Here is a 23181-nt window from a genome sequence, read left to right as displayed (position 1 = left end):
GTGCGACTCCTTGTCGACAGGTATAGAATCGCCTGTTTCGCCTTGTCTTACAAGACACTTACAGACAATGCCTTAAGGATATTTTCATATGAAAGGCAGGATTGTTAACTCAACTCATTAATATTAAAAGAATTATAGTTAACCCCATGAGATAAGTATTCGCTTATTATCTGGCGATCTCTCACAGGGTATGTAAGAGATCTCTCACACGGTGTCTGGCAAAGTGGATTACAGAAGCGGCTTAAGCTGAGTCAGGAATTCCGCAAGAGAGGCGGCCAGAACGGTACGATTGCGCGTTCCCAGGGTCTCTTTGCAAACTTCCCCAGAGAGATTACACACCGAAATGACCTCAAGTTCATTTTCCAGCGTGGCGATAAAAAGCGTAGGCGGTAACTTGAGACGCTTCTGCGTGACCAGATGGCCGATCAGGTTTTCCTGAACGCGTCTGAAGTCATCTGCGCTCCATGTTTGCAGCAGCGTCAGCTTTTCATCCGCGAACTGCGCGTACATATCCCCGGCAAATTGCGTGGTGTAAAAAGCATGGACCGCAGGTTGTATCACAATATCAAATGCGCGTTCAACCGCGTTTACATTCGCCTCGCCTTCAAACGGCTGCGGCTGCCAGTAAACGGCATCGCTGGTCGAAGAGATAATGCACGGGGAAGGCACGCCATACAGCTCTTCGCTGAGCGGCCAGCTGTTGTGTTTCTCATGCCATGCGTCGCAATAACGCGTCGTAAATGCCGTCAGGGCTTGCGATGTCAGTTCGTCCACCGATTTCTCTCTTCATAAAAGCCAGGATACACTTGACGCATAGTGTATCTGGTTTATGACGGTGAAACATGTCTTCTTATGAAAACCATCAGGCGCTTGATGGCCTGACTCTCGGAAAATCAACGGATTACCGGGATAATTATGACGCCAGCCTGCTACAGGGCGTTCCGCGCAGCCTGAATCGCGATCCGCTGGATTTAAAAGCGGACAACCTGCCTTTTCACGGCGCCGATATCTGGACGCTGTATGAACTGTCATGGCTGAACGCGAAAGGCGTGCCGCAGGTCGCCGTTGGTCATGTGGAACTGGACTACACCAGCGTCAATTTGATTGAGTCGAAAAGTTTTAAGCTGTACCTGAACAGCTTTAACCAGACCCGTTTTGACTCCTGGGACGCCGTGCGCCAGACGCTGGAAAACGACCTGCGCGCCTGTGCGCAAGGCGAAGTCAGCGTCGCGCTGTACCGTCTCGATGAGCTGGAAGGGCAACCTGTCGCCCATTTTCACGGCACCTGCATTGATGACCAGGATATCACCATCGATAACTATCAGTTCAGCACCGACTATCTGGAGAATGCCGCCAGCGGCGAAAAAGTCGTGGAAGAGACGCTGGTCAGCCATTTGCTGAAGTCAAACTGCCTGATCACCCACCAGCCGGACTGGGGCTCCATACAAATTCGTTATCGCGGGCGCAAAATCGACCGCGAGAAGCTGCTGCGTTATCTGGTCTCGTTCCGTCATCACAACGAGTTCCACGAGCAGTGCGTTGAGCGCATTTTTAACGACCTTCTGCGTTTCTGCCAGCCGGAAAAACTGAGCGTGTACGCGCGCTATACGCGTCGTGGCGGTCTGGATATCAACCCGTGGCGCAGCAACACCGATTTTGTGCCTGCGACGGGCAGACTGGTGCGTCAGTAATCTTTTTTTCTCAATTTTGCGCGCCGGATTCCGCGCGCAAGGTTGTGAAAGGTCATAAGCCAGCGCTATTGTAATCAACAGGGAATGACGTCTTGCGTCCCATAAGGAGTTTACTTGATTACACATATTAGCCCGCTTGGCTCAATGGACATGTTGTCGCAGCTGGAAGTCGATATGCTTAAACGCACGGCCAGCAGCGACTTGTATCAACTGTTTCGTAACTGTTCGCTTGCCGTACTGAACTCCGGCAGTCTGACTGATAACAGCAAAGAATTGCTGTCTCGTTTTGAAAGTTTCGACATCAACGTGCTGCGTCGTGAACGCGGCGTGAAGCTCGAACTGATTAACCCGCCTGAAGACGCCTTTGTGGACGGACGCATCATCCGCGCCTTGCAGGCTAACCTGTTCGCCGTGTTGCGCGACATCCTGTTCGTCAACGGTCAGATTCACAATGCAGGCCGTTTCCAGCATCTGGATCTCGAAAGCTCGGTGCATATTACCAACCTGGTGTTCTCGATTCTGCGCAACGCCCGGGCGCTGCACGTCGGCGAAGCGCCAAACATGGTTGTCTGCTGGGGCGGTCACTCCATTAACGAAAACGAATATCTCTATGCCCGCCGCGTCGGCACCCAGCTGGGTCTGCGTGAGCTGAACATTTGCACCGGCTGCGGGCCAGGGGCAATGGAAGCGCCAATGAAAGGCGCAGCGGTAGGCCACGCGCAGCAGCGTTACAAAGACAGCCGCTTTATCGGTATGACGGAACCTTCCATCATCGCGGCAGAACCGCCTAACCCGCTGGTCAATGAGTTGATCATCATGCCGGATATCGAAAAACGCCTCGAAGCCTTCGTGCGTATCGCCCACGGCATTATCATCTTCCCGGGCGGCGTCGGTACGGCGGAAGAACTTCTCTATCTGCTGGGGATTCTGATGAACCCGGCGAATAAAGATCAGGTACTGCCGCTGATCCTCACCGGGCCGAAAGAGAGTGCGGATTACTTCCGCGTGCTGGACGAATTTATCGTGCATACGCTGGGAGAAGACGCCCGCCGTTACTACCGCGTCATCATTGATGACGCCACGGAAGTGGCGCGGCTGATGAAAAAAGCGATGCCGCTGGTGAAAGAGAATCGCCGCGACACTGGCGACGCTTACAGCTTCAACTGGTCGATTCGCATCGCGCCGGACCTGCAAATTCCGTTCGAACCGTCGCATGAGAATATGGCGAATCTGCAACTTTACCCCGATCAACCGGTTGAAATTCTGGCGGCGGATCTGCGGCGCGCCTTCTCCGGCATCGTTGCGGGTAACGTCAAGGAGGTTGGCATCCGTGCGATTGAGGAGTTCGGGCCTTATAAAATCCACGGCGACCGCGAGATGATGCGTCGCATGGACGACCTGCTCCAGGGCTTTGTCGCGCAGCATCGTATGAAACTGCCCGGCTCGGCTTACATTCCCTGCTACGAAATCTGCGCATAACGCGCAGCGCCCGGTGGAGCACATCCGCCGGGTCAGACGATCGTCCGCTTTCTCAGACCGGGTCTGGTGTTTTCACCGCCCGGTTTTTTCATTGATACCAGTCACATAGTGAAGCTAAGTTTATAAATGCCGCTTATATTTCAAAATAAAAGCATTAACGCGCAAACGTTTACCTTGCAATACCAATAGTAATTTATCAGCCGTAATTCTTATTAGTCGCGACAATCCTCCAAAAACATTGTTTTTTATAGCCAAACCTCCGTATATTGCGCCCCGATCTTTTAGGGCATATGTCGTTAATGGTAGCCTTCGCGCCCGTAAATTCGCTTTGATGTTTTTTTAACAGATTAATGGTCCAAATTTATCCACATAACAGGTGGATTATTGCATTTGGGATCGCGATCACTGATACATTCATAAGTTAAATGTATCTTTCCGCCCGCAAATTATTACGGCGAAAAATTATATAAAAATCGTCATTAAACGAATTTCATTTTACGGTCAGGTCTTTTTTCATTGGATTAGACCACAAACCTGACTTTTAGCTTCCTCCAGGAGAAACAGATGGAAACCACTCAAACCAGCACTATTGCTTCGATTGATTCTCGAAGCGGATGGCGCAAGACGGACACCATGTGGATGCTGGGCCTTTACGGCACGGCAATCGGCGCGGGCGTACTGTTCCTGCCAATTAACGCAGGCGTCGGCGGTATGATCCCGCTGATCATCATGGCGATTATCGCTTTCCCGATGACCTTCTTCGCACACCGCGGCCTGACTCGCTTCGTGCTGTCCGGTAAAAACCCTGGCGAAGACATCACTGAAGTGGTTGAAGAGCACTTCGGTATTGGCGCGGGTAAGCTGATCACCCTGCTCTACTTCTTCGCGATTTACCCGATTCTGCTGGTTTACAGTGTGGCGATTACCAACACCGTGGAAAGCTTCATGACCCACCAGTTGGCCATCACCCCGCCGCCGCGCGCGATTCTGTCTCTGATCCTGATTGTCGGCATGATGACCATCGTGCGCTTCGGTGAGCAGATGATCGTTAAAGCGATGAGTATTCTGGTATTCCCGTTTGTTGCGGCCCTGATGCTGCTGGCCCTGTACCTGATCCCCCAGTGGAGCGGCGCAGCGCTGGAAACGCTCTCCTTTGATTCCGCTGCCTCTACCGGCAATGGTCTGTGGATGACGCTGTGGCTGGCAATTCCGGTAATGGTGTTCTCTTTCAACCACTCTCCGATCATCTCCTCCTTCGCGGTCGCGAAGCGTGAAGAGTACGGCGATGCGGCTGAGAAGAAATGCTCTAAGATCCTGGCATTCGCTCACATCATGATGGTGCTGACCGTTATGTTCTTCGTCTTCAGTTGCGTACTGAGCCTGACGCCAGCAGACCTGGCGGCAGCGAAAGAGCAGAACATCTCTATTCTGTCTTACCTGGCGAACCACTTTAACGCACCAGTTATCGCCTGGATGGCGCCGATCATCGCGATTATCGCCATCACGAAATCCTTCCTCGGCCACTACCTGGGCGCTCGTGAAGGTTTCAACGGAATGGTTATCAAGTCTCTGCGCGGCAAAGGCAAATCCATCGAAATCAACAAACTGAACAAAATCACTGCGCTGTTCATGCTGGTTACGACCTGGATTGTCGCCACGCTGAACCCAAGCATCCTGGGGATGATTGAAACCCTGGGCGGCCCAATCATCGCGATGATTCTGTTCCTGATGCCGATGTATGCCATCCAGAAAGTCCCGGCAATGCGTAAGTACAGCGGCCACATCAGCAACGTATTCGTTGTTGTTATGGGTCTGATCGCTATCTCCGCTATTTTCTACTCCCTGTTCAGCTAAGTTTTGTAGCGCCGCTTTCGGGCGGCGCTTCCTCCCTGAGATTTAAGCAATGGATGCCCTATGATTAGCGTATTCGATATTTTCAAAATCGGCATTGGCCCTTCCAGCTCTCACACCGTCGGGCCAATGAAAGCAGGCAAACAATTCACGGATGATCTGATTGCCCGCAATATCCTGACCGATGTCACCCGCGTCGTGGTGGATGTCTATGGTTCACTGTCGCTGACCGGTAAGGGTCACCACACTGACATTGCCATTATTATGGGTCTGGCGGGAAATCTGCCGGATACCGTCGACATCGACGCCATTCCGTTCTTTATTCAGGACGTGAATACCCACGGACGTTTACTGCTGGCGAATGGTCAGCATGAAGTGGAGTTTCCGGTCGATAAGTGCATGAATTTCCATGCCGACAACCTGTCTCTGCATGAGAACGGGATGCGTATTAGCGCGCTGGCGGGCGATAAGGTCCTCTACAGCCAAACTTACTACTCCATTGGCGGTGGTTTCATCGTTGATGAAGAACATTTCGGTTTGTCGAACAGTGCGCCGGTCAACGTGCCGTATCCGTACAAATCCGCAGCCGATCTGCAAAAACACTGCCAGGAAACCGGTCTGTCGCTTTCCGGCCTGATGATGCAAAACGAGCTGGCGCTGCACAGCAAAGAAGAGCTGGAACAGCACTTTGCCAACGTCTGGGAAGTGATGCGCGGCGGTATTGAGCGCGGCATCACGACGGAAGGCGTACTGCCGGGGAAACTGCGCGTTCCACGTCGTGCCGCGGCGCTGCGTCGTATGCTGGTCAGCCAGGATAAAACCACGACCGACCCGATGGCGGTTGTCGACTGGATCAACATGTTCGCGCTGGCGGTCAACGAAGAGAACGCGGCGGGCGGGCGTGTCGTGACTGCGCCAACCAACGGCGCATGCGGCATCGTTCCGGCGGTACTGGCGTACTACGACAAGTTTATCCGCGAAGTTAACGCCAACTCACTGGCTCGCTACATGCTGGTGGCCAGCGCGATCGGCTCTCTGTACAAGATGAACGCCTCCATTTCCGGTGCGGAAGTGGGCTGTCAGGGTGAGGTCGGCGTGGCCTGCTCTATGGCGGCGGCGGGTCTGGCAGAGCTGCTGGGCGGCAGTCCGACACAGGTGTGCATCGCTGCGGAAATCGGCATGGAGCACAACCTGGGTCTGACCTGCGACCCGGTTGCGGGCCAGGTACAGGTGCCGTGCATTGAGCGTAACGCGATTGCCTCCGTGAAAGCGGTCAACGCCGCGCGTATGGCGCTGCGTCGTACCAGCGAGCCGCGCGTGTGCCTCGATAAAGTTATTGAGACCATGTACGAAACCGGTAAAGACATGAACGCCAAGTACCGTGAAACCTCCCGCGGCGGCCTGGCGATGAAGATTGTCGCCTGCGATTAAGTCCTACCACGTTTCAGGATCTGTAGGCCGGATAAGGCGCTCGCCGCCATCCGGCATTTATTGCCTGATGGCGCTTCGCTTATCAGGCCTACGGATCGCGCTATTTCGCAACACTCGCCTCCTGTCGCCCTGGATGTTACCCTGTCCCCAAATTTGTCAGGGAGAACACCGTGGCCGTCCATCTGCTTATCGTCGATGCACTGAATTTAATTCGCCGTATTCATGCGGTTCAAGGCTCGCCCTGCGCGGAGACCTGCCTGCATGCGCTTGAGCAGTTGGTTGTACACAGTCAGCCGACGCACGCCGTCGCCGTATTTGACGATGACGCGCGCAACAGCGGCTGGCGTCATCAGCGTCTCCCGGACTACAAAGCCGGTCGTCCTCCCATGCCTGACGAGTTGCACAATGAAATGCCCGCAATACGCGCCGCCTTCGAACAGCGCGGCGTGCAATGCTGGGTTTCCAGCGGCAATGAGGCGGATGATTTAGCCGCTACGCTGGCGGTCAAGGTCACACAGGCCGGGCATCAGGCCACTATCGTTTCTACCGACAAAGGCTACTGTCAGTTGCTCTCCCCGACGCTGCGTATCCGCGATTATTTCCAGAAACGCTGGCTGGATGCGCCATTCATTGAGAAAGAGTTCGGCGTCCTCCCCCAACAGTTGCCGGACTACTGGGGGCTGGCGGGGATCAGCAGTTCAAAAGTCCCCGGCGTGGCGGGCATCGGCCCCAAAAGCGCGACCCAATTGTTGGTTCAGTTTCAGACTCTGGAAGGGATTTATGCGCACCTCGACGAGGTAGCGGAAAAGTGGCGCAAGAAGCTTGAAGCGCATAAAGAGATGGCATTTTTATGCCGCGATATCGCGCGCCTGCAAACGGATATCCATATCGACGGGAACTTGCAGCAGCTACGGCTGACGCGGTAGCTGTGTTGCCGGATGGCGCTGCGCTTATCCGGCCTACATTTCGTGCAATCCTGTAGGCCGGATAAGGCCATCCGGCAAAATTACCAGGCGGTATGATACAACTCGACGATATCGGCAATACTCGCTTCACGCGGATTACCACCGGTGCAGACATCGTCAAATGCCGCCTGCGCCAGCGCCGGAATATCCTCTTTACGCACGCCGACATCGCGTAAATGCAACGGAATACCGACGTCCCGGTTGAGGGTAAATACCGCTTCCACGGCGGCATTACGCGCCTCGCTCAAACTTATCCCTTCGACCTTCTCACCCATCGCACGCGCGATATCACGGAACTTCTCACCGGTATATTCCGCGTTGTAGCGCATGATATGCGGCAGAAGAATCGCATTAGCAACGCCGTGCGGAGTGTTATAAAACGCGCCCAGCGGATGCGCCATCCCGTGCACCAGCCCAAGCCCCACGTTGGAAAAGCCCATCCCGGCAACGTACTGCCCCAGCGCCATCGCTTCGCCCGCTTCACGCTCGCCCGCAACCGAACCACGCAATGCCCCGGCGATAATCTCAATGGCCTTAATATGCAGCGCATCCGTCAACGCCCACGCGGCACGGGTGATGTATCCTTCGATCGCGTGGGTTAACGCATCCACCCCGGTTGCCGCCTTCAGCGCGGGCGGCATGCCGTCCATCATGTCGGCATCAATAAACGCGACCTGCGGGATATCATGCGGATCGACACAAACAAATTTACGCCGCTTTTCTTCATCAGTGATCACATAGTTAATGGTCACTTCCGCTGCGGTTCCCGCAGTGGTCGGGATCGCCATCACCGGCACGCTCGGATAACGGGTCGGAGACAGACCTTCCAGACTGCGCACGTCAGCAAACTCAGGGTTATTGCTGATAATACCGATCGCCTTACAGGTATCCTGCGGGGAGCCGCCGCCGATGGCAATCAGGTAGTCTGCCCCGCTTTGTTGAAATACGTTCAGCCCCTCTTTCACCACGCCGATGGTTGGATTCGGGATCACGCCATCGTAGATCGCCCATGCCAGCCCTGCGGCATCCATCTTATCCGTGACGTTTCTGACCACACCGCACTGCACCAGCGTTTTGTCACTGACAATTAGCGCCTTGCGATAGCCCCGGCGTTGAACCTCATCGGTTAACGCCGCCACCGCCCCCCGGCCAAACCATGCCGTTTCGTTCAGGATCATTCTGTTCGCCATAGCCCGTCTCCTTCGCTGTGCGAAATTACTCTTCGATACGTAATCCGTAGGTTTTGAATTTTTCCAGCACAATGGCGATAGCCTCATCATCCAGTACAGGCACCGGATCGGTAATCGCCAGCGTACTGAGGTACAGCTGCGCCAGCACTTCCACTTCATGCGCCAGCCACAGCGCTTTTTCCAGGTTCTCTTCGCAGGCGATCAACCCATGATGCTGTAGCAGGGTCGCTTTGCGATTTTTGAGCGCAACAGCAACGTATTCAGAAAGTTCACGCGTGCCGAACGTGGCGTAAGGCGCACACGGAATGGAGTTCCCCCCCGCCGCCGCAATCATGTAATGAATGGCTGGAATAGGACGATTGAGGATCGACACCGCCGTGCAGTGAACGGCATGGTTATGGACGACAGCATTAGCATCCGGGCGCGTCTGGTAGGCCGCCATATGGAAACGCCACTCGCTGGAAGGCAATTTTCCCTGCTCATGCTGACCCTCTGCATCAATAAAGACGATATGTGATTCGGTGAGTTTGTCATACGGAATGCCCGTTGGCGTGATCAGCATCCCGCCCTGATAACGCACGCTCACATTGCCTGCGGTCCCCTGGTTCAGCCCCAGCCGGGTCATCTCCAGGCAGGTGTCGATAATCTGGCGGGCCAGTGTGTTTCGTTCCATTAGTTACCTCTCTCAGTCATTCAAAACGCGACAACAGAACAGCACGTTGCTCTGCTGAATTAATTGAACATTTGGTAACCATCATCATATTGAATAGCGATAAAGGAATTTACATGACTTTATTTTGTGATACGCATCAATTAATCACGTCAGTTAAATACCGTTTTCGCCGGATTCACTCTCTCCAAAATGACCGCTCTTAATATTATTTATCCAAACGGGCATTTTCATAATATTTGTAACAAATGCCCGTTTTCGCAGTAATAAATTAAATCGGTCATCAACGCTGTGGGTTTTTAATTTTATTTACTCAAACGGGCATCATTTTTCAGAAATTAAAGTGATGATAATCACATAAAGCCACCCTCCAGGTGCTAAATGTGACCACCATCATATTAAACAGCATTTTTTATTTGAAAATGAATTCATGAGTTCACCATCAACAGCCAATTTTCTCTGGCAGATAACAGGAACTCGCCTGGTTTGTCGATCTGGTGAGAAACACCGGTCGTACTTCTAAAATGTTGAACACGCTTCTGAGCCAATGAGGATGCTATGGGAAACACAACAATACAGACGCAGAGTTTTCGTGCGGTGGATACAGGGCAAAGCAAACGCTATATCATTCCGTTCGCTTTACTCTGCTCACTGTTTTTCCTTTGGGCGGTTGCCAATAACCTGAATGACATTTTATTACCACAATTTCAGCAAGCCTTTACGTTAACTAATTTCCAAGCAGGTTTGATTCAGTCTGCTTTTTATTTCGGCTATTTTGTTATTCCCATCCCCGCGGGTATTTTGATGAAAAAGCTGAGTTATAAAGCGGGGATAATTACCGGACTATTCTTATATGCTTTTGGCGCAGCATTATTCTGGCCGGCTGCTGAAGTGATGAATTACACCTTGTTTTTGATTGGTCTTTTTATTATTGCCGCAGGACTTGGTTGTCTTGAAACCGCCGCGAACCCTTTTGTTACGGTATTAGGGCCAGAAAGCGGTGGCCATTTCCGTCTCAATCTGGCGCAAACATTTAACTCTTTCGGCGCTATTATCGCCGTGGTGTTCGGGCAAAGTCTTATTTTGTCTAACGTCCCACATCAATCTCAGGACGTGCTCGATAAAATGACGCCTGAGCAATTGAGTACGTATAAACACAGCCTGGTTTTATCGGTACAGACGCCTTATATGATCATCGTGGCTATCGTTTTACTGGTTGCCCTGCTGATCATGCTGACCAAATTCCCGGCGCTACAGAGCGACGATCACAGTGACGCCCAACAAAGTTCATTCACCGCTTCGCTTGCCCGCCTGGTGCGTATTCGCCACTGGCGCTGGGCGGTGCTAGCGCAGTTCTGCTACGTCGGCGCGCAAACCGCCTGCTGGAGCTACCTGATCCGTTACGCTATCGAAGAGATCCCCGGCATGACGCCTGGCTTTGCCGCCAACTACCTGACCGGCACGATGGTGTGCTTCTTTATCGGCCGCTTCTCCGGCACCTGGCTTATCAGCCGCTTTGCGCCGCATAAAGTGCTGGCGGCCTATGCCCTGCTCTCCATGATCCTGTGCCTAGTTTCAGCCTTTAGCGGCGGCCATATCGGTCTGCTGGCCCTGACGCTGTGCAGCGCATTTATGTCGATTCAGTACCCCACTATCTTCTCGCTGGGTATTAAAAATCTGGGACAGGACACCAAATACGGCTCGTCGTTCATCGTCATGACCATCATTGGCGGCGGCATCGTCACGCCGGTCATGGGTTTTGTCAGCGATGCGGCGGGCAACATCCCAACGGCTGAGCTGGTCCCGGCGCTCTGCTTTGCCGTCATCTTCATCTTTGCCCGTTTCCGTTCACAAGCGGCAACTAACTGAACATTTTTCCGAATAACGTGAGGAACCTGTAATGAAAAAAATCAGCTTACCAAAAATTGGCATTCGCCCGGTTATTGATGGACGTCGCATGGGGGTACGCGAGTCGCTGGAAGAACAGACCATGAATATGGCGAAAGCCACCGCTGCGCTTATCACCGAAAAACTTCGCCATGCCTGCGGCGCGCAGATTGAATGTGTGATTGCGGATACCTGCATTGCCGGAATGGCGGAATCCGCCGCCTGTGAAGAGAAATTCAGCAGCCAGAATGTTGGCGTAACCATTACCGTGACGCCGTGCTGGTGCTACGGCAGCGAAACCATCGATATGGACCCAATGCGCCCGAAAGCCATCTGGGGCTTCAACGGTACGGAACGTCCCGGCGCCGTTTATCTGGCCGCCGCGTTGGCCGCGCACAGCCAGAAAGGCATTCCGGCATTCTCTATTTATGGTCATGACGTACAGGATGCCGACGACACCTCGATCCCTGCCGACGTTGAAGAAAAACTGCTGCGCTTTGCGCGCGCGGGTCTGGCGGTCGCCAGCATGAAAGGCAGAAGCTACCTCTCTGTGGGCGGCGTCTCAATGGGGATTGCCGGTTCCATCGTCGATCACAACTTCTTTGAGTCCTGGCTGGGGATGAAAGTGCAGGCGGTGGACATGACCGAGCTGCGCCGTCGCATCGACCAGAAAATCTATGACGAAGCCGAGCTGGAGATGGCGCTGGCGTGGGCGGATAAAAACTTCCGCTATGGCGAGGATCAGAACGCGCAGCAGTACAAACGTAATGAAGAACAAAGCCGCGCGGTGCTGAAAGAGAGCCTGCTGATGGCGATGTGCATTCGCGACATGATGCAGGGCAACAACAAGCTGGCGGAAAAAGGGCTGGTCGAAGAGTCGCTGGGTTATAACGCTATTGCGGCAGGCTTCCAGGGCCAGCGCCACTGGACCGATCAATACCCGAACGGCGACACCGCCGAAGCGCTGCTGAACAGCTCCTTTGACTGGAACGGCGTGCGCGAACCGTTTGTCGTCGCTACCGAAAACGACAGCCTCAACGGCGTAGCGATGCTGCTGGGCCATCAACTCACCGGAACCGCGCAGGTCTTTGCCGACGTGCGAACCTACTGGTCGCCGGAAGCGGTAGAGCGCGTCACAGGCCAGCCGCTCACCGGCCTTGCGGAGCACGGCATCATTCACCTGATCAACTCCGGCTCTGCGGCGCTGGACGGCTCCTGCAAGCAGCGCGATAGCGAAGGCAAACCGACCATGAAGCCGCACTGGGAAATCAGCCAACAGGAAGCGGACGCCTGCCTGGCCGCCACCGAATGGTGCCCGGCGATCCACGAATACTTCCGTGGCGGCGGCTACTCCTCTCGCTTCCTGACCGAAGGCGGCGTGCCGTTCACCATGACCCGCGTGAACATCATCAAGGGTCTGGGGCCGGTACTGCAAATCGCTGAAGGCTGGAGCGTGGAACTGCCGAAAGAGATGCACGATCAGCTCGACGCCCGCACCAACTCGACCTGGCCGACCACCTGGTTTGCGCCGCGTCTTACCGGTAAAGGCCCGTTCACCGACGTCTACTCGGTGATGGCGAACTGGGGCGCTAACCACGGCGTACTGACCATCGGCCACGTCGGCGCTGACTTTATCACGCTCGCCGCCATGCTGCGTATTCCGGTCTGCATGCACAACGTGGACGATGCGAAAATCTACCGTCCTTCCGCCTGGGCTGCGCACGGTATGGATATTGAAGGTCAGGATTATCGCGCCTGCCAGAACTACGGGCCGCTGTACAAACGTTAATGCGTCACTTCTTTGCCCGGTGGCGTAAGCTTACCGGGCCTACAATTTCGCATTTTGTAGGCCGGATCAGCGAAGCGCCATCCGGCAACGTTTCGGAGCTACTATGAAACAAGACGTCATTCTGGTTCTCGACTGCGGCGCCACCAACGTACGGACAATGGCCGTTGACCGTCAGGGAAACATTGTCGCCCGCGCATCAACAGCGAATGCCAGCGACATCGCCACGGAAAATAGCGCCTGGCATCAGTGGTCGCTGGCGGCCATTCTGCAACGCTTCGCGGACTGCTGTCAGCAACTGAAGACGGAACTGGCGGCCTGCCGGGTTCGCGGCATCACCGTCACGACGTTCGGCGTAGACGGCGCGCTGGTTGATGAACAGGGTCAGTTACGCTATCCGGTGATCAGCTGGAAATGCCCCCGCACCCTTGCCGTCATGGAAAACATCGGCCGCTTTATGCCGCCGCAGCAGTTGCAGGCGATCTCCGGCGTCGGCGCATTCGCCTTTAATACGCTGTATAAACTGGTGTGGCTGAAAGAGAACCACCCGCAGTTGCTCGAACAGGCGCACGCCTGGCTGTTTATTTCATCGCTGATCAACCACCGTTTAACCGGTGAATTCACCACCGATATCACCATGGCGGGCACCAGTCAGATGCTGGATATCCACCAGCGGGATTTCAGCCCGGAGATTTTACAGGCCACGGGTTTACCCCGCCGTCTGTTTCCACGGTTAGTTGAAGCAGGCGAACGGATTGGCACGCTGCAAAACGACGCCGCAAACCTGCTTGGGCTTGAGGCGGGTATTCCGGTGATCTCCGCCGGGCATGACACGCAGTTTGCCCTCTTTGGCGCCGGCGCAGAACAGGATGAACCGGTACTTTCGTCCGGTACGTGGGAAATCCTGATGGTACGCAGCGCGCAGGTGAACACACCGCTGCTCAGCCATTACGCCGGTTCCACCTGTGAACTGGACAGCCAGGCCGGACTTTATAACCCAGGCATGCAGTGGCTGGCTTCCGGCGTGCTCGAATGGGTGCGCAAACTGCTCTGGACGCCAGAAACGCCGTGGCAGACGCTGATTGACGAGGCGCACGCCATTCCGCCGGGTGCTGAAGGCGTGAAGATGCAGTGCGATCTCCTCACCTGTCAAAACGCGGGCTGGCAGGGGGTGACGCTGAACACAACGCGTGGTCATTTTTACCGCGCCGCGCTGGAAGGGCTCACGGCGCAACTGCAACGTAATCTGCAAACGCTGGAAAAGATTGGTCACTTCCAGGCAACTGAGCTTCTGCTGGTTGGCGGCGGAAGCCGCAACGCGCTGTGGAATCAAATCAAAGCCAATCTGCTTGATATACCGATTAAGGTGCTGGATGACGCGGAAACCACCGTCGCCGGGGCCGCCATGTTCGGCTGGTATGGCGTGGGCGAATTTGCCAGCCCGGAACAGGCCCGAGCCCAGGTGCGCTATCAGTACCGCTATTTCTGGCCGCAAACTGAACCCGAATTTATTGAGGGAGTGTGAGATGCTAAAAACTATTTCGCCATTAATATCCCCTGAGTTACTGAAAGTGCTGGCTGAAATGGGGCACGGGGATGAGATTATTTTTTCCGATGCCCACTTTCCCGCGCACAGCATGGGACCGCAGGTTATTCGCGCAGATGGTCTGAAAGTCAGCGATCTGCTCCGGGCGATTATCCCGCTGTTTGAACTGGACAGCTACGCGCCGCCGCTGGTGATGATGGCCGCCGTAGAGGGCGATTCGCTCGACCCAACGGTTGAAGCGCGTTATCGCGATGCGCTCTCATTACAGACGCCGTGCCCGGAGATTGTCCGCATCGACCGCTATGCGTTTTATGAGCGGGCGCAAAAAGCCTTTGCGATCGTTATCACAGGAGAGTGCGCGAAGTACGGGAATATTCTTTTAAAAAAAGGGGTAACGCCGTAATCTCTTGCCGGTGCGCCCGCATGATGCGGGCGTTCATCGAATGATGGGGTGAGAAAAGATGAAAGCGGCACGCCAACAAGCGATAGTAGACCTGCTGATCAACCATAAAAGTCTGACCACCGAGGCGCTGTCAGTACAGCTTAACGTCAGCAAAGAGACCATTCGCCGCGATCTCAGCGAGCTACAGGCGCAGGGAAAAGTGCTGCGCAATCACGGGCGCGCCAAGTATATTCACCGGGAAAACCAGGACAGCGGCGACCCGTTCCACATCCGGCTGAAAAGCCACTATGCGCATAAGGCGGATATCGCCAGGGAGGCGCTGGCATGGATAGAACCGGGCATGGTGATCGCTCTGGACGCCAGCTCAACCTGCTGGTATCTGGCCCGCCAGTTGCCGGACATTGATATTCACGTCTTTACCAACAGTCACCCGATTTGCCAGGAGCTGGGCAAACGCGAGCATATTCAGCTCATCAGTTCCGGCGGCCAGCTTGAGCGTAAATATGGCTGCTACGTCAATCCGTCGCTTATTTCTCAGCTTAAGCCGCTCGACATTGACCTGTTTATTTTTTCCTGCGAGGGGATCGACCGCGGCGGCGCGCTCTGGGACTCAAATACGATCAACGCGGATTTCAAATCCACGCTGCTTAAGCGCGCATCACAGTCTTTATTGTTGATCGACAAAAGTAAGCTCAACCGCTCGGGAGAGGCCTGCATCGGGCATCTGGATGATGTGACGCACATCATTTCCGATGAGCGCCAGGGGGTGATTCATGCCTGATGGCGTTGCCGCTTATCAGGCCAACAAATACCAGGCGCAGGCCGGATAAGGCATTTACGCCGCTATCCGGCAATCCATCGTATTACCGCTCGTCGCGACGCCCGCCCACGGCGGCCCACAGCCGACGGACATGCACGGTCACTTCTTCACGATCGTGATACAGCTGTCGCGCCTGAATTTGCGCGTTAATGCCGTGTTCATCAAGCTGCGCCTGAATATACGCCAGGTTCTGCGACACCTCTTCATAGCGTTTTTTCATCGGCAGCTTGAGATTGAAGATCGTCTCGCGACACCAGCCGTTTACTAACCACTGCGCCATCAGCGCGGCAACCTTAGCAGGCTTTTCCACCATGTCGCACACCATCCACGAGATGTTGTTACGGTTCGGACGGTATCTGAATCCATCTTCGCGCAGCCAGGTCACCTGCCCGGTATCCATCAGGCTCTGCGCCATTGGGCCGTTATCGACAGAGTAAACCCACATGTTGCGCTTCACTAACTGGTAGGTCCAACCGCCAGGGCAGGCGCCTAAATCCACGGCATACATCCCGTTCGCCAGACGTTCATCCCACTCATCGGCCGGAATAAAAACATGCAGCGCTTCTTCCAGTTTCAGCGTCGAACGGCTTGGCGCATCGGCCGGGAATTTCAGCCGCGGAATCCCCATATAGAACGGCGAGTTGTTGTCAGGATACGAATACCCGGTATAACAGCAGCCCGGCGCGATGAAGAAAACATGCACCACCGGACGCTTTGGCGTTTCATAGTTTGTCAGAATCCCCGCGTCGCGCAGCGCGGCCCGCAGCGGCACCGTAAATTTACGGCAAAACTTCATCAACTCTTTGCTTTCATTGGTGTCTGCGACTTCAACACGCAGCTCGCCGCCTTTTTCCACAACGCCCTGTAGCATCCCGACAATCGGCGTAATGCGATCGTCCGGCGGCAGGTCGCGCAGCAGCTCGCCGACGACGAACATTTGACGCGCAAAAATGAGCGAGGAAAAAGGCAACTCTTTTACTATTTTTTCAGCATCGTCCGGCTGATAGCACTCAAAGACGACGTATCCGGCATTGTCTTTAACACGAGCGAAGCCAAAGATTTCCCGACGCGCCGCCTTATCCGTTATTTCAGCAGCACACTCCTTTTCAAAACCAGGGCGACACAACAATACAACCTTATTCATGACCAACGCCCTTACGTTTCAAACGGATGGCGCCAATTAACATCAGCACCCAGCCTGCCAGGAAACTCACGCCGCCGACAGGAGTAACAAACGCCCACAGGCGTAAATGAGACAGCGCCAGGCAATACAGGCTGCCGCTAAACAGCACCGTACCTAACGCCAGAAAAACACTGCTCCAGTAAAACCAGATGCTAATGCGTCGCTGCATCGCAACCGCCAGGCCAAAAATGGCCAGCGTATGAAACGCCTGATATTGCAGGCCGGTCTGGACCCAGCCCATTTCAACCACACCAAGAGTTTTGCTCAGGACATGCGCCCCAAAGGCACCCAGAGCAACATAGATAAAGCCGCTTATCGCGGCAAAAATCAGCATAAAACGGCTGGTCATGGTAGTACCCTAAATAAATTATTGTTCGTAACGAAAGCGGAATTTTTCTTGTTCAGCGGCCGCTTTGGTCAGAATCCACTGACGAAAGGCGGCTATTTTACCCAGTTCTGCCTGACTGTCATGACAAACCAGATAAAAAGCATTTTTACTGACCAGAACGTCGTTAAAGGGACAGACAAGACGCCCGGCTTCAATTTCTGATTGCGCCATGACGTTGTTCGCCAGCGCAACCCCCTGTCCGTGGATGGCAGCCTGTAGCACCATTGCGCTATGGCTGAAAATAGGTCCCTGCTGCACATTAATATGATTCAGCCCCAACTGACGCGTATAGGTCTGCCAGTCTCTTCGCGAAGCATCATGCAGTAATGTATGTTTTGCCAGATCTTCCGGCGTCTTTAACGGCTTATCGCCCGTCAGTAATAACGGTGAACACACCGGCAGTAAATATTCTGCGTACAATTTTTCGACGCGCAAGCCTGGCCAGTTGCCACGCCCATAAAAAATAGCGACGTCGACATCATCAGCCAGCTTATCTTCCTGACGGTCCACGGCCTGAATTCTGACATCGATTCCCGGATAAGTTGAGTTAAAGCTTGAGAGTCGAGGAACCAGCCACTGGATCGCAAAACTGGGCAATAAACTGACCGTAAGCGCGCCTTTTGCACTCCGCGCCTGAAGTTTACGCGTCGCTTCGGTTAATTGCGAAAAAATCTCTTTGATGTCGAGGAAATAGCTCTGCCCCTCTTCCGTGAGCAAAAGCGAACGATTGCGACGACGGAACAGTTTTAGCCCCAAAAAATCCTCAAGTGACTTGATTTGGTGACTTACTGCGGCCTGTGTCACAAAAAGCTCTTCTGCTGCGCGAGTGAAGCTTAAATGCCGCGCTGCGGCATCAAAAACACGTAATGCATTTAAGGGTGGTAATCGTTTTGACATGGCTTTTAGACTTTGATGTTAAATAAATTTAACAATTAGGTAACCTTGTGTAACCTATTAGTTTTTTTAATCTGAGCCATTATAATTTGTCCGTTGAGGTTCTACCAGCAAATACCTATAGTGGCGACACTTCCTGAGCCGGAACGAAAAGTTTTATCGGAATGCGTGTTCTGATGGGCTTTTGGCTTACGGTTGTGATGTTGTGTTGTTGTGTTTGCAATTGGTCTGCGATTCAGACCATGGTAGCGAAGCTACCCTTTTTCACTTCCTGTACATTTACCCTGTCTGTCCATAGTGATTAATGTAGCACCGCCAATTGCGGTGCTTTTTTTTGTCCATGACCGACCGGTTACTGATCCAGTTCGACCATCTCTTTAACGTCAGTACGATTGATCTGCTGTTTGTTGCCGTTAGCGTCTTTATAAGAAATCATGCCGGTTTCATCATCGGTTTTTGGCTTACCGTCTGACACGATAGTACGGCCATCATTTGTGTGCATCACATAATTCGGACCGGAACAGGCGCTCAGGGCAAAAGTCAGCATACATGCAGAGATCATTGCGGCAGTCTTTTTCATTTTCATCTTCTTCTCCTTAAAGCTGTTTATGCTAAATAAAACGGGTTCCGTAACAGGCAAAAACATTCGCCTAACACTATTTAGCATAACCTGCTTCCCTGACTTCACCAGGATAACCAGACAATTCCGATGGTTAGGACAAACCTTGTATCACAGCCCTTTTTGCGCCACGATCGGTATACTGAATTGAGGAATACCATGAACGCTTTCAATCCTGCGCAGTTTCGCGCGCAATTTCCTGCCCTTACCGATGCGGGCGTTTATCTCGACAGCGCCGCGACGGCGCTTAAGCCTCAGGCCGTGATCGACGCCACGCATCAGTTCTACAGCCTGAGCGCCGGAAACGTCCATCGCAGCCAGTTCGCCGAGGCACAGCGGCTAACCGCACGCTATGAAGCGGCGCGCGGCAAAGTGGCGCAGTGGCTGAACGCGCCTGATGATGCATCGATTGTCTGGACACGCGGCACCACGGAAGCCATCAATATGGTGGCGCAATGCTATGCCCGCCCGCGCCTGCAACCCGGCGATGAGATAATCGTCAGTGAAGCGGAGCATCACGCGAATCTCGTTCCCTGGCTGATGGTCGCTCAGCAGACGGGCGCAAAAATCGTCAAACTGCCCCTGAATGCCCTTTTCCTCCCCGACGTGGAGCGTCTGCCTGAACTCATCACGCCACGCAGCCGGATTCTGGCGCTGGGACAGATGTCGAACGTCACGGGCGGCTGCCCGGACCTGGCGCGCGCTATCACGCTGGCGCACGCGGCAGGGATGGTGGTGATGGTTGACGGCGCGCAAGGCGCGGTGCATTTCCCCGCCGATGTACAGCAACTGGATATTGATTTTTATGCCTTCTCCGCCCACAAGCTGTACGGCCCGACGGGCATCGGCGCGCTATACGGCAAACCGGCCTTACTGGAAGAGATGTCCCCGTGGCTCGGCGGCGGCAAGATGATCGCTGAAGTCAATTTTGAAGGATTCACAACCCAGGCCGTTCCCTGGCGTCTGGAAGCCGGCACGCCAAACGTGGCAGGGGTTATTGGCCTTAGCGCCGCGCTGGAGTGGCTGGCGGAAGTGGATATGGCGCAGGCCGAAAGCTGGAGTCGCGGTCTGGCGACGCTGGCGGAAGACGCGCTGGCGAAGCGCCCGGGTTTCCGCTCTTTCCGTTGCCAGGACTCCAGCCTGCTGGCCTTCGATTTTGCCGGCGTTCATCACAGCGATATGGTGACATTACTGGCCGAATACGGCATCGCCCTGCGCGCCGGGCAGCACTGCGCGCAGCCGCTACTGGCGGCGCTTGGCGTAACGGGCACCCTGCGCGCCTCTTTTGCGCCGTATAATACAAAGCATGATGTGGATGCGTTGGTCAGCGCCGTTGACCGCGCGCTGGAAATACTGGTGGATTAATGACAAGCCCTCTTTTTGCCGGACACCCGTTTGGCACGACCGTAACGGAAGAGACGTTACGCGCTCTCTTTATCCCGCTCTCGCAGTGGGAGGACAAGTATCGCCAGCTTATTCTGTTGGGTAAGCAACTCCCGGCATTGCCGGATGAGCTAAAAACGCAGGCAAAAGAGATCGCAGGATGTGAGAACCGCGTCTGGCTGGGGCATACCCTGTCGGAGAAAGGAACGCTGCACTTTTTCGGTGACAGCGAAGGGCGTATTGTACGCGGTTTGTTGGCGGTTTTACTCACAGCGGTAGAGGGAAAGACCCCGGCGGAACTGCTGGCGCACTCGCCGCTGGGGTTGTTTGATGAGTTAGGCTTAACAACACAACTTAGCGCATCGCGCAGCCAGGGGCTGCATGCGCTGAATAACGCGATTCTTGAGGCTGCCCAGCAAGCCGGATGACGACGCTGATGCATCTTATCCGGCCTACAACACCGCACGAACCGTAGGTCGGATAAGCATAGCGCCATCCGACACAATCAAGCCTGACGCGCCGCCTTCGCCATCATCTTCTTCAGCGCATGAGACACAGCAACAAAGCCAAAGGTCGCAGTTACCATCGTGGCTGCGCCGAATCCAGAGGCGCAATCCATTCGTTTCGGCCCTTCCGCCGTCGCTTTCATCGCACATACGGAACCATCAGCCTGCGGATAAACCAGTGCTTCCGTTGAGAACACGCAGTCCACGCCCAGTTTGCCCTTGCTGTTTTTCACCACACCAAAGTCGCTTTTCAACCGTTCGCGCAGTTTCGCCGCCAGCGGGTCCTGGATGGTTTTCGCCAGATCCGTTACCTGAATCTGGGTCGGGTCTATCTGCCCACCCGCCCCGCCGGTGGTGACTAACGGAACCTTATTTCGGCGGCACCAGGCAATCAGCGCGGCTTTTGGCCGCACGCTGTCGATGGCATCAATGACATACGAAAACCCTGCGCTCATATACTCCGCGACGTTATCCGGCGTGACAAAGTCATCCACCACCGTCACCCGGCACTCCGGGTTGATCTGACGAATACGCTCGGCCATCACCTCGGCTTTCGCCAGACCGACGTTATCGCGCAGCGCATGAATTTGCCGGTTGGTGTTGGTGACGCATACGTCATCCATATCGATGAGCGTGATCGCGCCAATGCCGGTACGCGCCAGCGCCTCTGCCGCCCAGGAGCCGACGCCGCCGATCCCGACCACGCAAATATGCGCACCGGCAAACAGCTGCAACGCTTTTTCACCATACAGACGGGCGGTGCCGCCAAAACGCTGGCGCCAGGCATCACTAATTACAACAGACATACGACCTCAGAATTAAAAAGGGGTAATACGATCGTAGGCCGGATACGTCGCTTGCGACGCCATCCGGCATGATTTGCCTGATGGCGCTACGCTTATCAGGCCTACGATTTAAATCTTCAGCGAAGCCGCCATCAGGCAATCAGCCGCTAAATACGTTACCGGTTCCCGGGGCGTTTTTCAGCACCCAGACGCGCCCATAGTGATTATACCAGCCTGCGCGGTGCCCGGCGTCCGGGCCAATCCCCTGATAAATATCAAAGTGCTGGCCTTTAATCGCGCCGCCCACGTCCAGCGCCACCATCAGGCGCAATTCGTACTGGCCGTTAAACTTGCCGTTGTTATCCAGCAGCGGGACTTCCGCCAGCAGGGTTGTTCCTGCCGGGATAATACTGCGATCGGAAGCCACAGACGCACGGCCGATAAGCGGCACGGCGCTGGCGCCTTTCACCGGGGCAAAAGATTGCGGCTTAAAGAAGACGAATGACGGGTTTTGTTCCAGCAGCTCGCGCACTTCCGCTTCACTGTGGGTTTCTCCCCAGTGGCGAATGGCCTGCATCGACATATCTTCTTTCTTCACTTCACCGCGATCGATCAGCACTTTGCCGATACTGCGGTAAGCATGGCCGTTTTTCCCGGCATAGCTGAAGAAATTCAGCGGGCTGCCGTCGCCAAAATCAATATAGCCGCTGCCCTGAACGTCCATGATGAAGTTATCCATCAGCGAGTTGCTGTACGCCAGAATGTAGCTGTCGCTCAGCGCGCCGGAATAGATCTCGGCACGAGACGGTAAGCGGCCGCGTTTTGGCGGCATGCGATAAATAGGGTACTGGAACTCGCCCTGACGGGTATGGCGCGCCTGGATAACCGGCGTGTAGTAACCGGTGAACTGGACGTTGCCGTAGTTATCCGCCCCTTCCATCTGCCAGGCATCAATACCAAACTGGCGCATCATTCGCGTATCGCCACCGGAACGTAACCACTCCTGCACGGCGTTATAGACGTTACTCTGGTTGCCATACAGACGCGGCGACGCGCTGCGGATTTGGTTGACCTGCTCGGCGAAATCGCCTGCGTTGATAGGCGCCCCAATGGCGTCAGGTTGGTTCACCAGTGAGAAAGGCTGGGTAAACTTCCCGTCTTTATACTGCTGGCCGCGATCGGTCGGTTTAGAGGAACAGGCGGCAAGCATTGCAACCACCGCCCCCATAAGAAGGTAATTTGCCCAACGTCCTTTCATGAGTTCTCGTCTTTTAGCTGTAAATCTTGCGCTATGAAGATAACAAACCCCCGAACCTAATGAAATGCGAAGCGCTCCCCTGACGCAAATTACGCACAAAAAACGTACCAAAGCGCGTTGTTTTTGCACACAATCACCCCAATTTCGTGATCCGGGTGAAAAAAGGGTTGCATGAAAATGTTAGCAGAGTATAGTGCGCATCCACGGACGCGGGGTGGAGCAGCCTGGTAGCTCGTCGGGCTCATAACCCGAAGGTCGTCAGTTCAAATCTGGCCCCCGCAACCAATTAAAATCTGATGTAATATTTTGCAAAGTAGTTCGAATCACAACAAGGCGGCGACGCAGTGAATCCTTAGGAGCTTACTTCAGTAAGTGACTGAGGTGAACGAGGAAAGCCAACGCAGATGTGGTTTGAAATACGAAGCAGAAAGACGGACGCGGGGTGG

The 23181-nt window shown here is 54.5% G+C and carries 21 protein-coding genes and 1 tRNA gene; 13 read left to right on the top strand and 9 right to left on the bottom strand.

The window, feature by feature from the left end:
- Positions 1–228: 228 nt before the first annotated feature.
- Positions 229–774, bottom strand: coding sequence for a SecY-interacting protein (gene syd / locus OGV79_RS11285; RefSeq protein ID WP_047461575.1), 546 nt, complete (start codon positions 772–774; stop codon positions 229–231).
- Positions 775–842: 68 nt separating this feature from the next.
- On the opposite strand from syd, the gene queF reads away from it, so the two are divergent.
- The 5 genes from queF (at position 843) to xni (ending at position 7378) form a co-directional block, all read left to right on the top strand.
- Positions 843–1691, top strand: coding sequence for an NADPH-dependent 7-cyano-7-deazaguanine reductase QueF (gene queF / locus OGV79_RS11280; protein ID WP_114848807.1), 849 nt, complete (start codon positions 843–845; stop codon positions 1689–1691).
- Positions 1692–1805: 114 nt separating this feature from the next.
- Positions 1806–3170, top strand: a complete 1365-nt coding sequence (ppnN, locus tag OGV79_RS11275) for a nucleotide 5'-monophosphate nucleosidase PpnN (RefSeq protein ID WP_024130903.1) — start codon at positions 1806–1808, stop codon at positions 3168–3170.
- A 564-nt stretch (positions 3171–3734) separates the two neighbouring features.
- The gene (gene sdaC / locus OGV79_RS11270; RefSeq protein ID WP_049009488.1) at positions 3735–5024 is read left to right on the top strand and encodes an HAAAP family serine/threonine permease SdaC; all 1290 of its coding nucleotides are present in this window, start codon (positions 3735–3737) and stop codon (positions 5022–5024) included.
- A 60-nt stretch (positions 5025–5084) separates the two neighbouring features.
- Positions 5085–6452 carry an L-serine ammonia-lyase II gene (gene sdaB / locus OGV79_RS11265; RefSeq protein WP_012134908.1) on the top strand — a complete coding sequence of 456 codons (1368 nt, stop codon included), beginning with the start codon at positions 5085–5087 and terminating at the stop codon, positions 6450–6452.
- A gap of 170 nt (positions 6453–6622) precedes the next feature.
- Positions 6623–7378, top strand: coding sequence for a flap endonuclease Xni (gene xni, locus OGV79_RS11260; protein WP_110493877.1), 756 nt, complete (start codon positions 6623–6625; stop codon positions 7376–7378).
- Between the two features lie 80 nt (positions 7379–7458).
- Here the strand turns inward: xni and fucO are convergent, their stop codons facing one another.
- On the bottom strand, positions 7459–8607 hold the full coding sequence (gene fucO / locus OGV79_RS11255; RefSeq protein WP_058668032.1) for a lactaldehyde reductase: 1149 nt from the start codon (positions 8605–8607) through the stop codon (positions 7459–7461).
- A gap of 25 nt (positions 8608–8632) precedes the next feature.
- Positions 8633–9280, bottom strand: a complete 648-nt coding sequence (gene fucA / locus OGV79_RS11250; protein ID WP_012134912.1) for an L-fuculose-phosphate aldolase — start codon at positions 9278–9280, stop codon at positions 8633–8635.
- 555 nt (positions 9281–9835) lie between these two features.
- On the opposite strand from fucA, the gene fucP reads away from it, so the two are divergent.
- From fucP to fucR, 5 genes are all read left to right on the top strand, one after another.
- Positions 9836–11146 (top strand): L-fucose:H+ symporter permease, encoded by a 1311-nt coding sequence (fucP, locus tag OGV79_RS11245; protein ID WP_012134914.1) that lies wholly within the window; start codon positions 9836–9838, stop codon positions 11144–11146.
- A gap of 31 nt (positions 11147–11177) precedes the next feature.
- Complete coding sequence (gene fucI, locus OGV79_RS11240; RefSeq protein ID WP_112001597.1) at positions 11178–12953, top strand: L-fucose isomerase; 1776 nt, start codon at positions 11178–11180, stop codon at positions 12951–12953.
- 103 nt (positions 12954–13056) lie between these two features.
- Entirely contained in the window at positions 13057–14475 is a 1419-nt protein-coding gene (fucK, locus tag OGV79_RS11235; RefSeq protein WP_110493874.1) for an L-fuculokinase, read from the top strand.
- 1 nt (position 14476) lies between these two features.
- Positions 14477–14899: an L-fucose mutarotase gene (gene fucU, locus OGV79_RS11230; RefSeq protein WP_012134919.1), complete on the top strand. Its 423-nt coding sequence runs from the start codon at positions 14477–14479 to the stop codon at positions 14897–14899.
- Positions 14900–14957: 58 nt separating this feature from the next.
- Positions 14958–15680 (top strand): L-fucose operon activator, encoded by a 723-nt coding sequence (gene fucR / locus OGV79_RS11225; protein WP_012134922.1) that lies wholly within the window; start codon positions 14958–14960, stop codon positions 15678–15680.
- A gap of 82 nt (positions 15681–15762) precedes the next feature.
- Here fucR and rlmM read toward each other — a convergent pair whose 3' ends face one another.
- The 4 genes from rlmM to OGV79_RS11205 form a co-directional block, all read right to left on the bottom strand.
- Positions 15763–16863 (bottom strand): 23S rRNA (cytidine(2498)-2'-O)-methyltransferase RlmM, encoded by a 1101-nt coding sequence (gene rlmM, locus OGV79_RS11220; RefSeq protein ID WP_012134923.1) that lies wholly within the window; start codon positions 16861–16863, stop codon positions 15763–15765.
- Positions 16856–17251 (bottom strand): DUF423 domain-containing protein, encoded by a 396-nt coding sequence (locus OGV79_RS11215; RefSeq protein ID WP_012134924.1) that lies wholly within the window; start codon positions 17249–17251, stop codon positions 16856–16858. Before OGV79_RS11215 ends, rlmM begins: the two co-directional genes overlap by 8 nt.
- Before the next feature lie 18 nt (positions 17252–17269).
- Positions 17270–18187, bottom strand: coding sequence for a glycine cleavage system transcriptional regulator GcvA (gene gcvA, locus OGV79_RS11210; RefSeq protein ID WP_012134925.1), 918 nt, complete (start codon positions 18185–18187; stop codon positions 17270–17272).
- Between the two features lie 349 nt (positions 18188–18536).
- Entirely contained in the window at positions 18537–18764 is a 228-nt protein-coding gene (locus OGV79_RS11205) for a YgdI/YgdR family lipoprotein (protein WP_024130904.1), read from the bottom strand.
- A gap of 198 nt (positions 18765–18962) precedes the next feature.
- Here OGV79_RS11205 and csdA point away from each other — a divergent pair, with 198 nt between their 5' ends.
- Both csdA and csdE read left to right on the top strand, forming a co-directional pair.
- Positions 18963–20168 carry a cysteine desulfurase CsdA gene (csdA, locus tag OGV79_RS11200; protein ID WP_058668035.1) on the top strand — a complete coding sequence of 402 codons (1206 nt, stop codon included), beginning with the start codon at positions 18963–18965 and terminating at the stop codon, positions 20166–20168.
- Positions 20168–20614: a cysteine desulfurase sulfur acceptor subunit CsdE gene (gene csdE / locus OGV79_RS11195; protein ID WP_071257909.1), complete on the top strand. Its 447-nt coding sequence runs from the start codon at positions 20168–20170 to the stop codon at positions 20612–20614. Before csdA ends, csdE begins: the two co-directional genes overlap by 1 nt.
- A gap of 77 nt (positions 20615–20691) precedes the next feature.
- Here the strand turns inward: csdE and tcdA are convergent, their stop codons facing one another.
- Together tcdA and mltA are read right to left on the bottom strand one after the other, a co-directional pair.
- On the bottom strand, positions 20692–21498 hold the full coding sequence (tcdA, locus tag OGV79_RS11190; RefSeq protein WP_012134929.1) for a tRNA cyclic N6-threonylcarbamoyladenosine(37) synthase TcdA: 807 nt from the start codon (positions 21496–21498) through the stop codon (positions 20692–20694).
- A 139-nt stretch (positions 21499–21637) separates the two neighbouring features.
- Complete coding sequence (gene mltA / locus OGV79_RS11185) at positions 21638–22735, bottom strand: murein transglycosylase A (RefSeq protein WP_012134931.1); 1098 nt, start codon at positions 22733–22735, stop codon at positions 21638–21640.
- A gap of 208 nt (positions 22736–22943) precedes the next feature.
- Between mltA and OGV79_RS11180 the strand changes: the two genes are divergently transcribed.
- A tRNA-Met gene (locus OGV79_RS11180) sits at positions 22944–23020 on the top strand.
- The last annotated feature ends 161 nt before the right edge of the window (positions 23021–23181 follow it).

Source organism: Citrobacter sp. CK185 (assembly GCF_030333565.1).
Taxonomy (GTDB): domain Bacteria; phylum Pseudomonadota; class Gammaproteobacteria; order Enterobacterales; family Enterobacteriaceae; genus Citrobacter_B; species Citrobacter_B koseri.
Note: the sequence above shows the minus strand (reverse complement) of the source record. Positions and strands in the feature narration are given on the sequence as shown.

Excerpts from the sequence above, each read along its gene's own strand:
- sdaB (WP_012134908.1), top strand. The coding sequence starts at position 5,085 with ATGATTAGCGTATTCGATATTTTCAAAATCGGCATTGGCCCTTCCAGC.
- rlmM (WP_012134923.1), bottom strand. The coding sequence starts at position 16,863 with ATGAATAAGGTTGTATTGTTGTGTCGCCCTGGTTTTGAAAAGGAGTGT.
- fucK (WP_110493874.1), top strand. The coding sequence starts at position 13,057 with ATGAAACAAGACGTCATTCTGGTTCTCGACTGCGGCGCCACCAACGTA.
- mltA (WP_012134931.1), bottom strand. The coding sequence starts at position 22,735 with ATGAAAGGACGTTGGGCAAATTACCTTCTTATGGGGGCGGTGGTTGCA.
- gcvA (WP_012134925.1), bottom strand. The coding sequence starts at position 18,187 with ATGTCAAAACGATTACCACCCTTAAATGCATTACGTGTTTTTGATGCC.
- fucA (WP_012134912.1), bottom strand. The coding sequence starts at position 9,280 with ATGGAACGAAACACACTGGCCCGCCAGATTATCGACACCTGCCTGGAG.
- fucR (WP_012134922.1), top strand. The coding sequence starts at position 14,958 with ATGAAAGCGGCACGCCAACAAGCGATAGTAGACCTGCTGATCAACCAT.
- fucU (WP_012134919.1), top strand. The coding sequence starts at position 14,477 with ATGCTAAAAACTATTTCGCCATTAATATCCCCTGAGTTACTGAAAGTG.
- fucP (WP_012134914.1), top strand. The coding sequence starts at position 9,836 with ATGGGAAACACAACAATACAGACGCAGAGTTTTCGTGCGGTGGATACA.
- OGV79_RS11215 (WP_012134924.1), bottom strand. The coding sequence starts at position 17,251 with ATGACCAGCCGTTTTATGCTGATTTTTGCCGCGATAAGCGGCTTTATC.
- queF (WP_114848807.1), top strand. The coding sequence starts at position 843 with ATGTCTTCTTATGAAAACCATCAGGCGCTTGATGGCCTGACTCTCGGA.
- sdaC (WP_049009488.1), top strand. The coding sequence starts at position 3,735 with ATGGAAACCACTCAAACCAGCACTATTGCTTCGATTGATTCTCGAAGC.
- tcdA (WP_012134929.1), bottom strand. The coding sequence starts at position 21,498 with ATGTCTGTTGTAATTAGTGATGCCTGGCGCCAGCGTTTTGGCGGCACC.
- csdA (WP_058668035.1), top strand. The coding sequence starts at position 18,963 with ATGAACGCTTTCAATCCTGCGCAGTTTCGCGCGCAATTTCCTGCCCTT.
- OGV79_RS11205 (WP_024130904.1), bottom strand. The coding sequence starts at position 18,764 with ATGAAAAAGACTGCCGCAATGATCTCTGCATGTATGCTGACTTTTGCC.
- fucI (WP_112001597.1), top strand. The coding sequence starts at position 11,178 with ATGAAAAAAATCAGCTTACCAAAAATTGGCATTCGCCCGGTTATTGAT.
- fucO (WP_058668032.1), bottom strand. The coding sequence starts at position 8,607 with ATGGCGAACAGAATGATCCTGAACGAAACGGCATGGTTTGGCCGGGGG.
- csdE (WP_071257909.1), top strand. The coding sequence starts at position 20,168 with ATGACAAGCCCTCTTTTTGCCGGACACCCGTTTGGCACGACCGTAACG.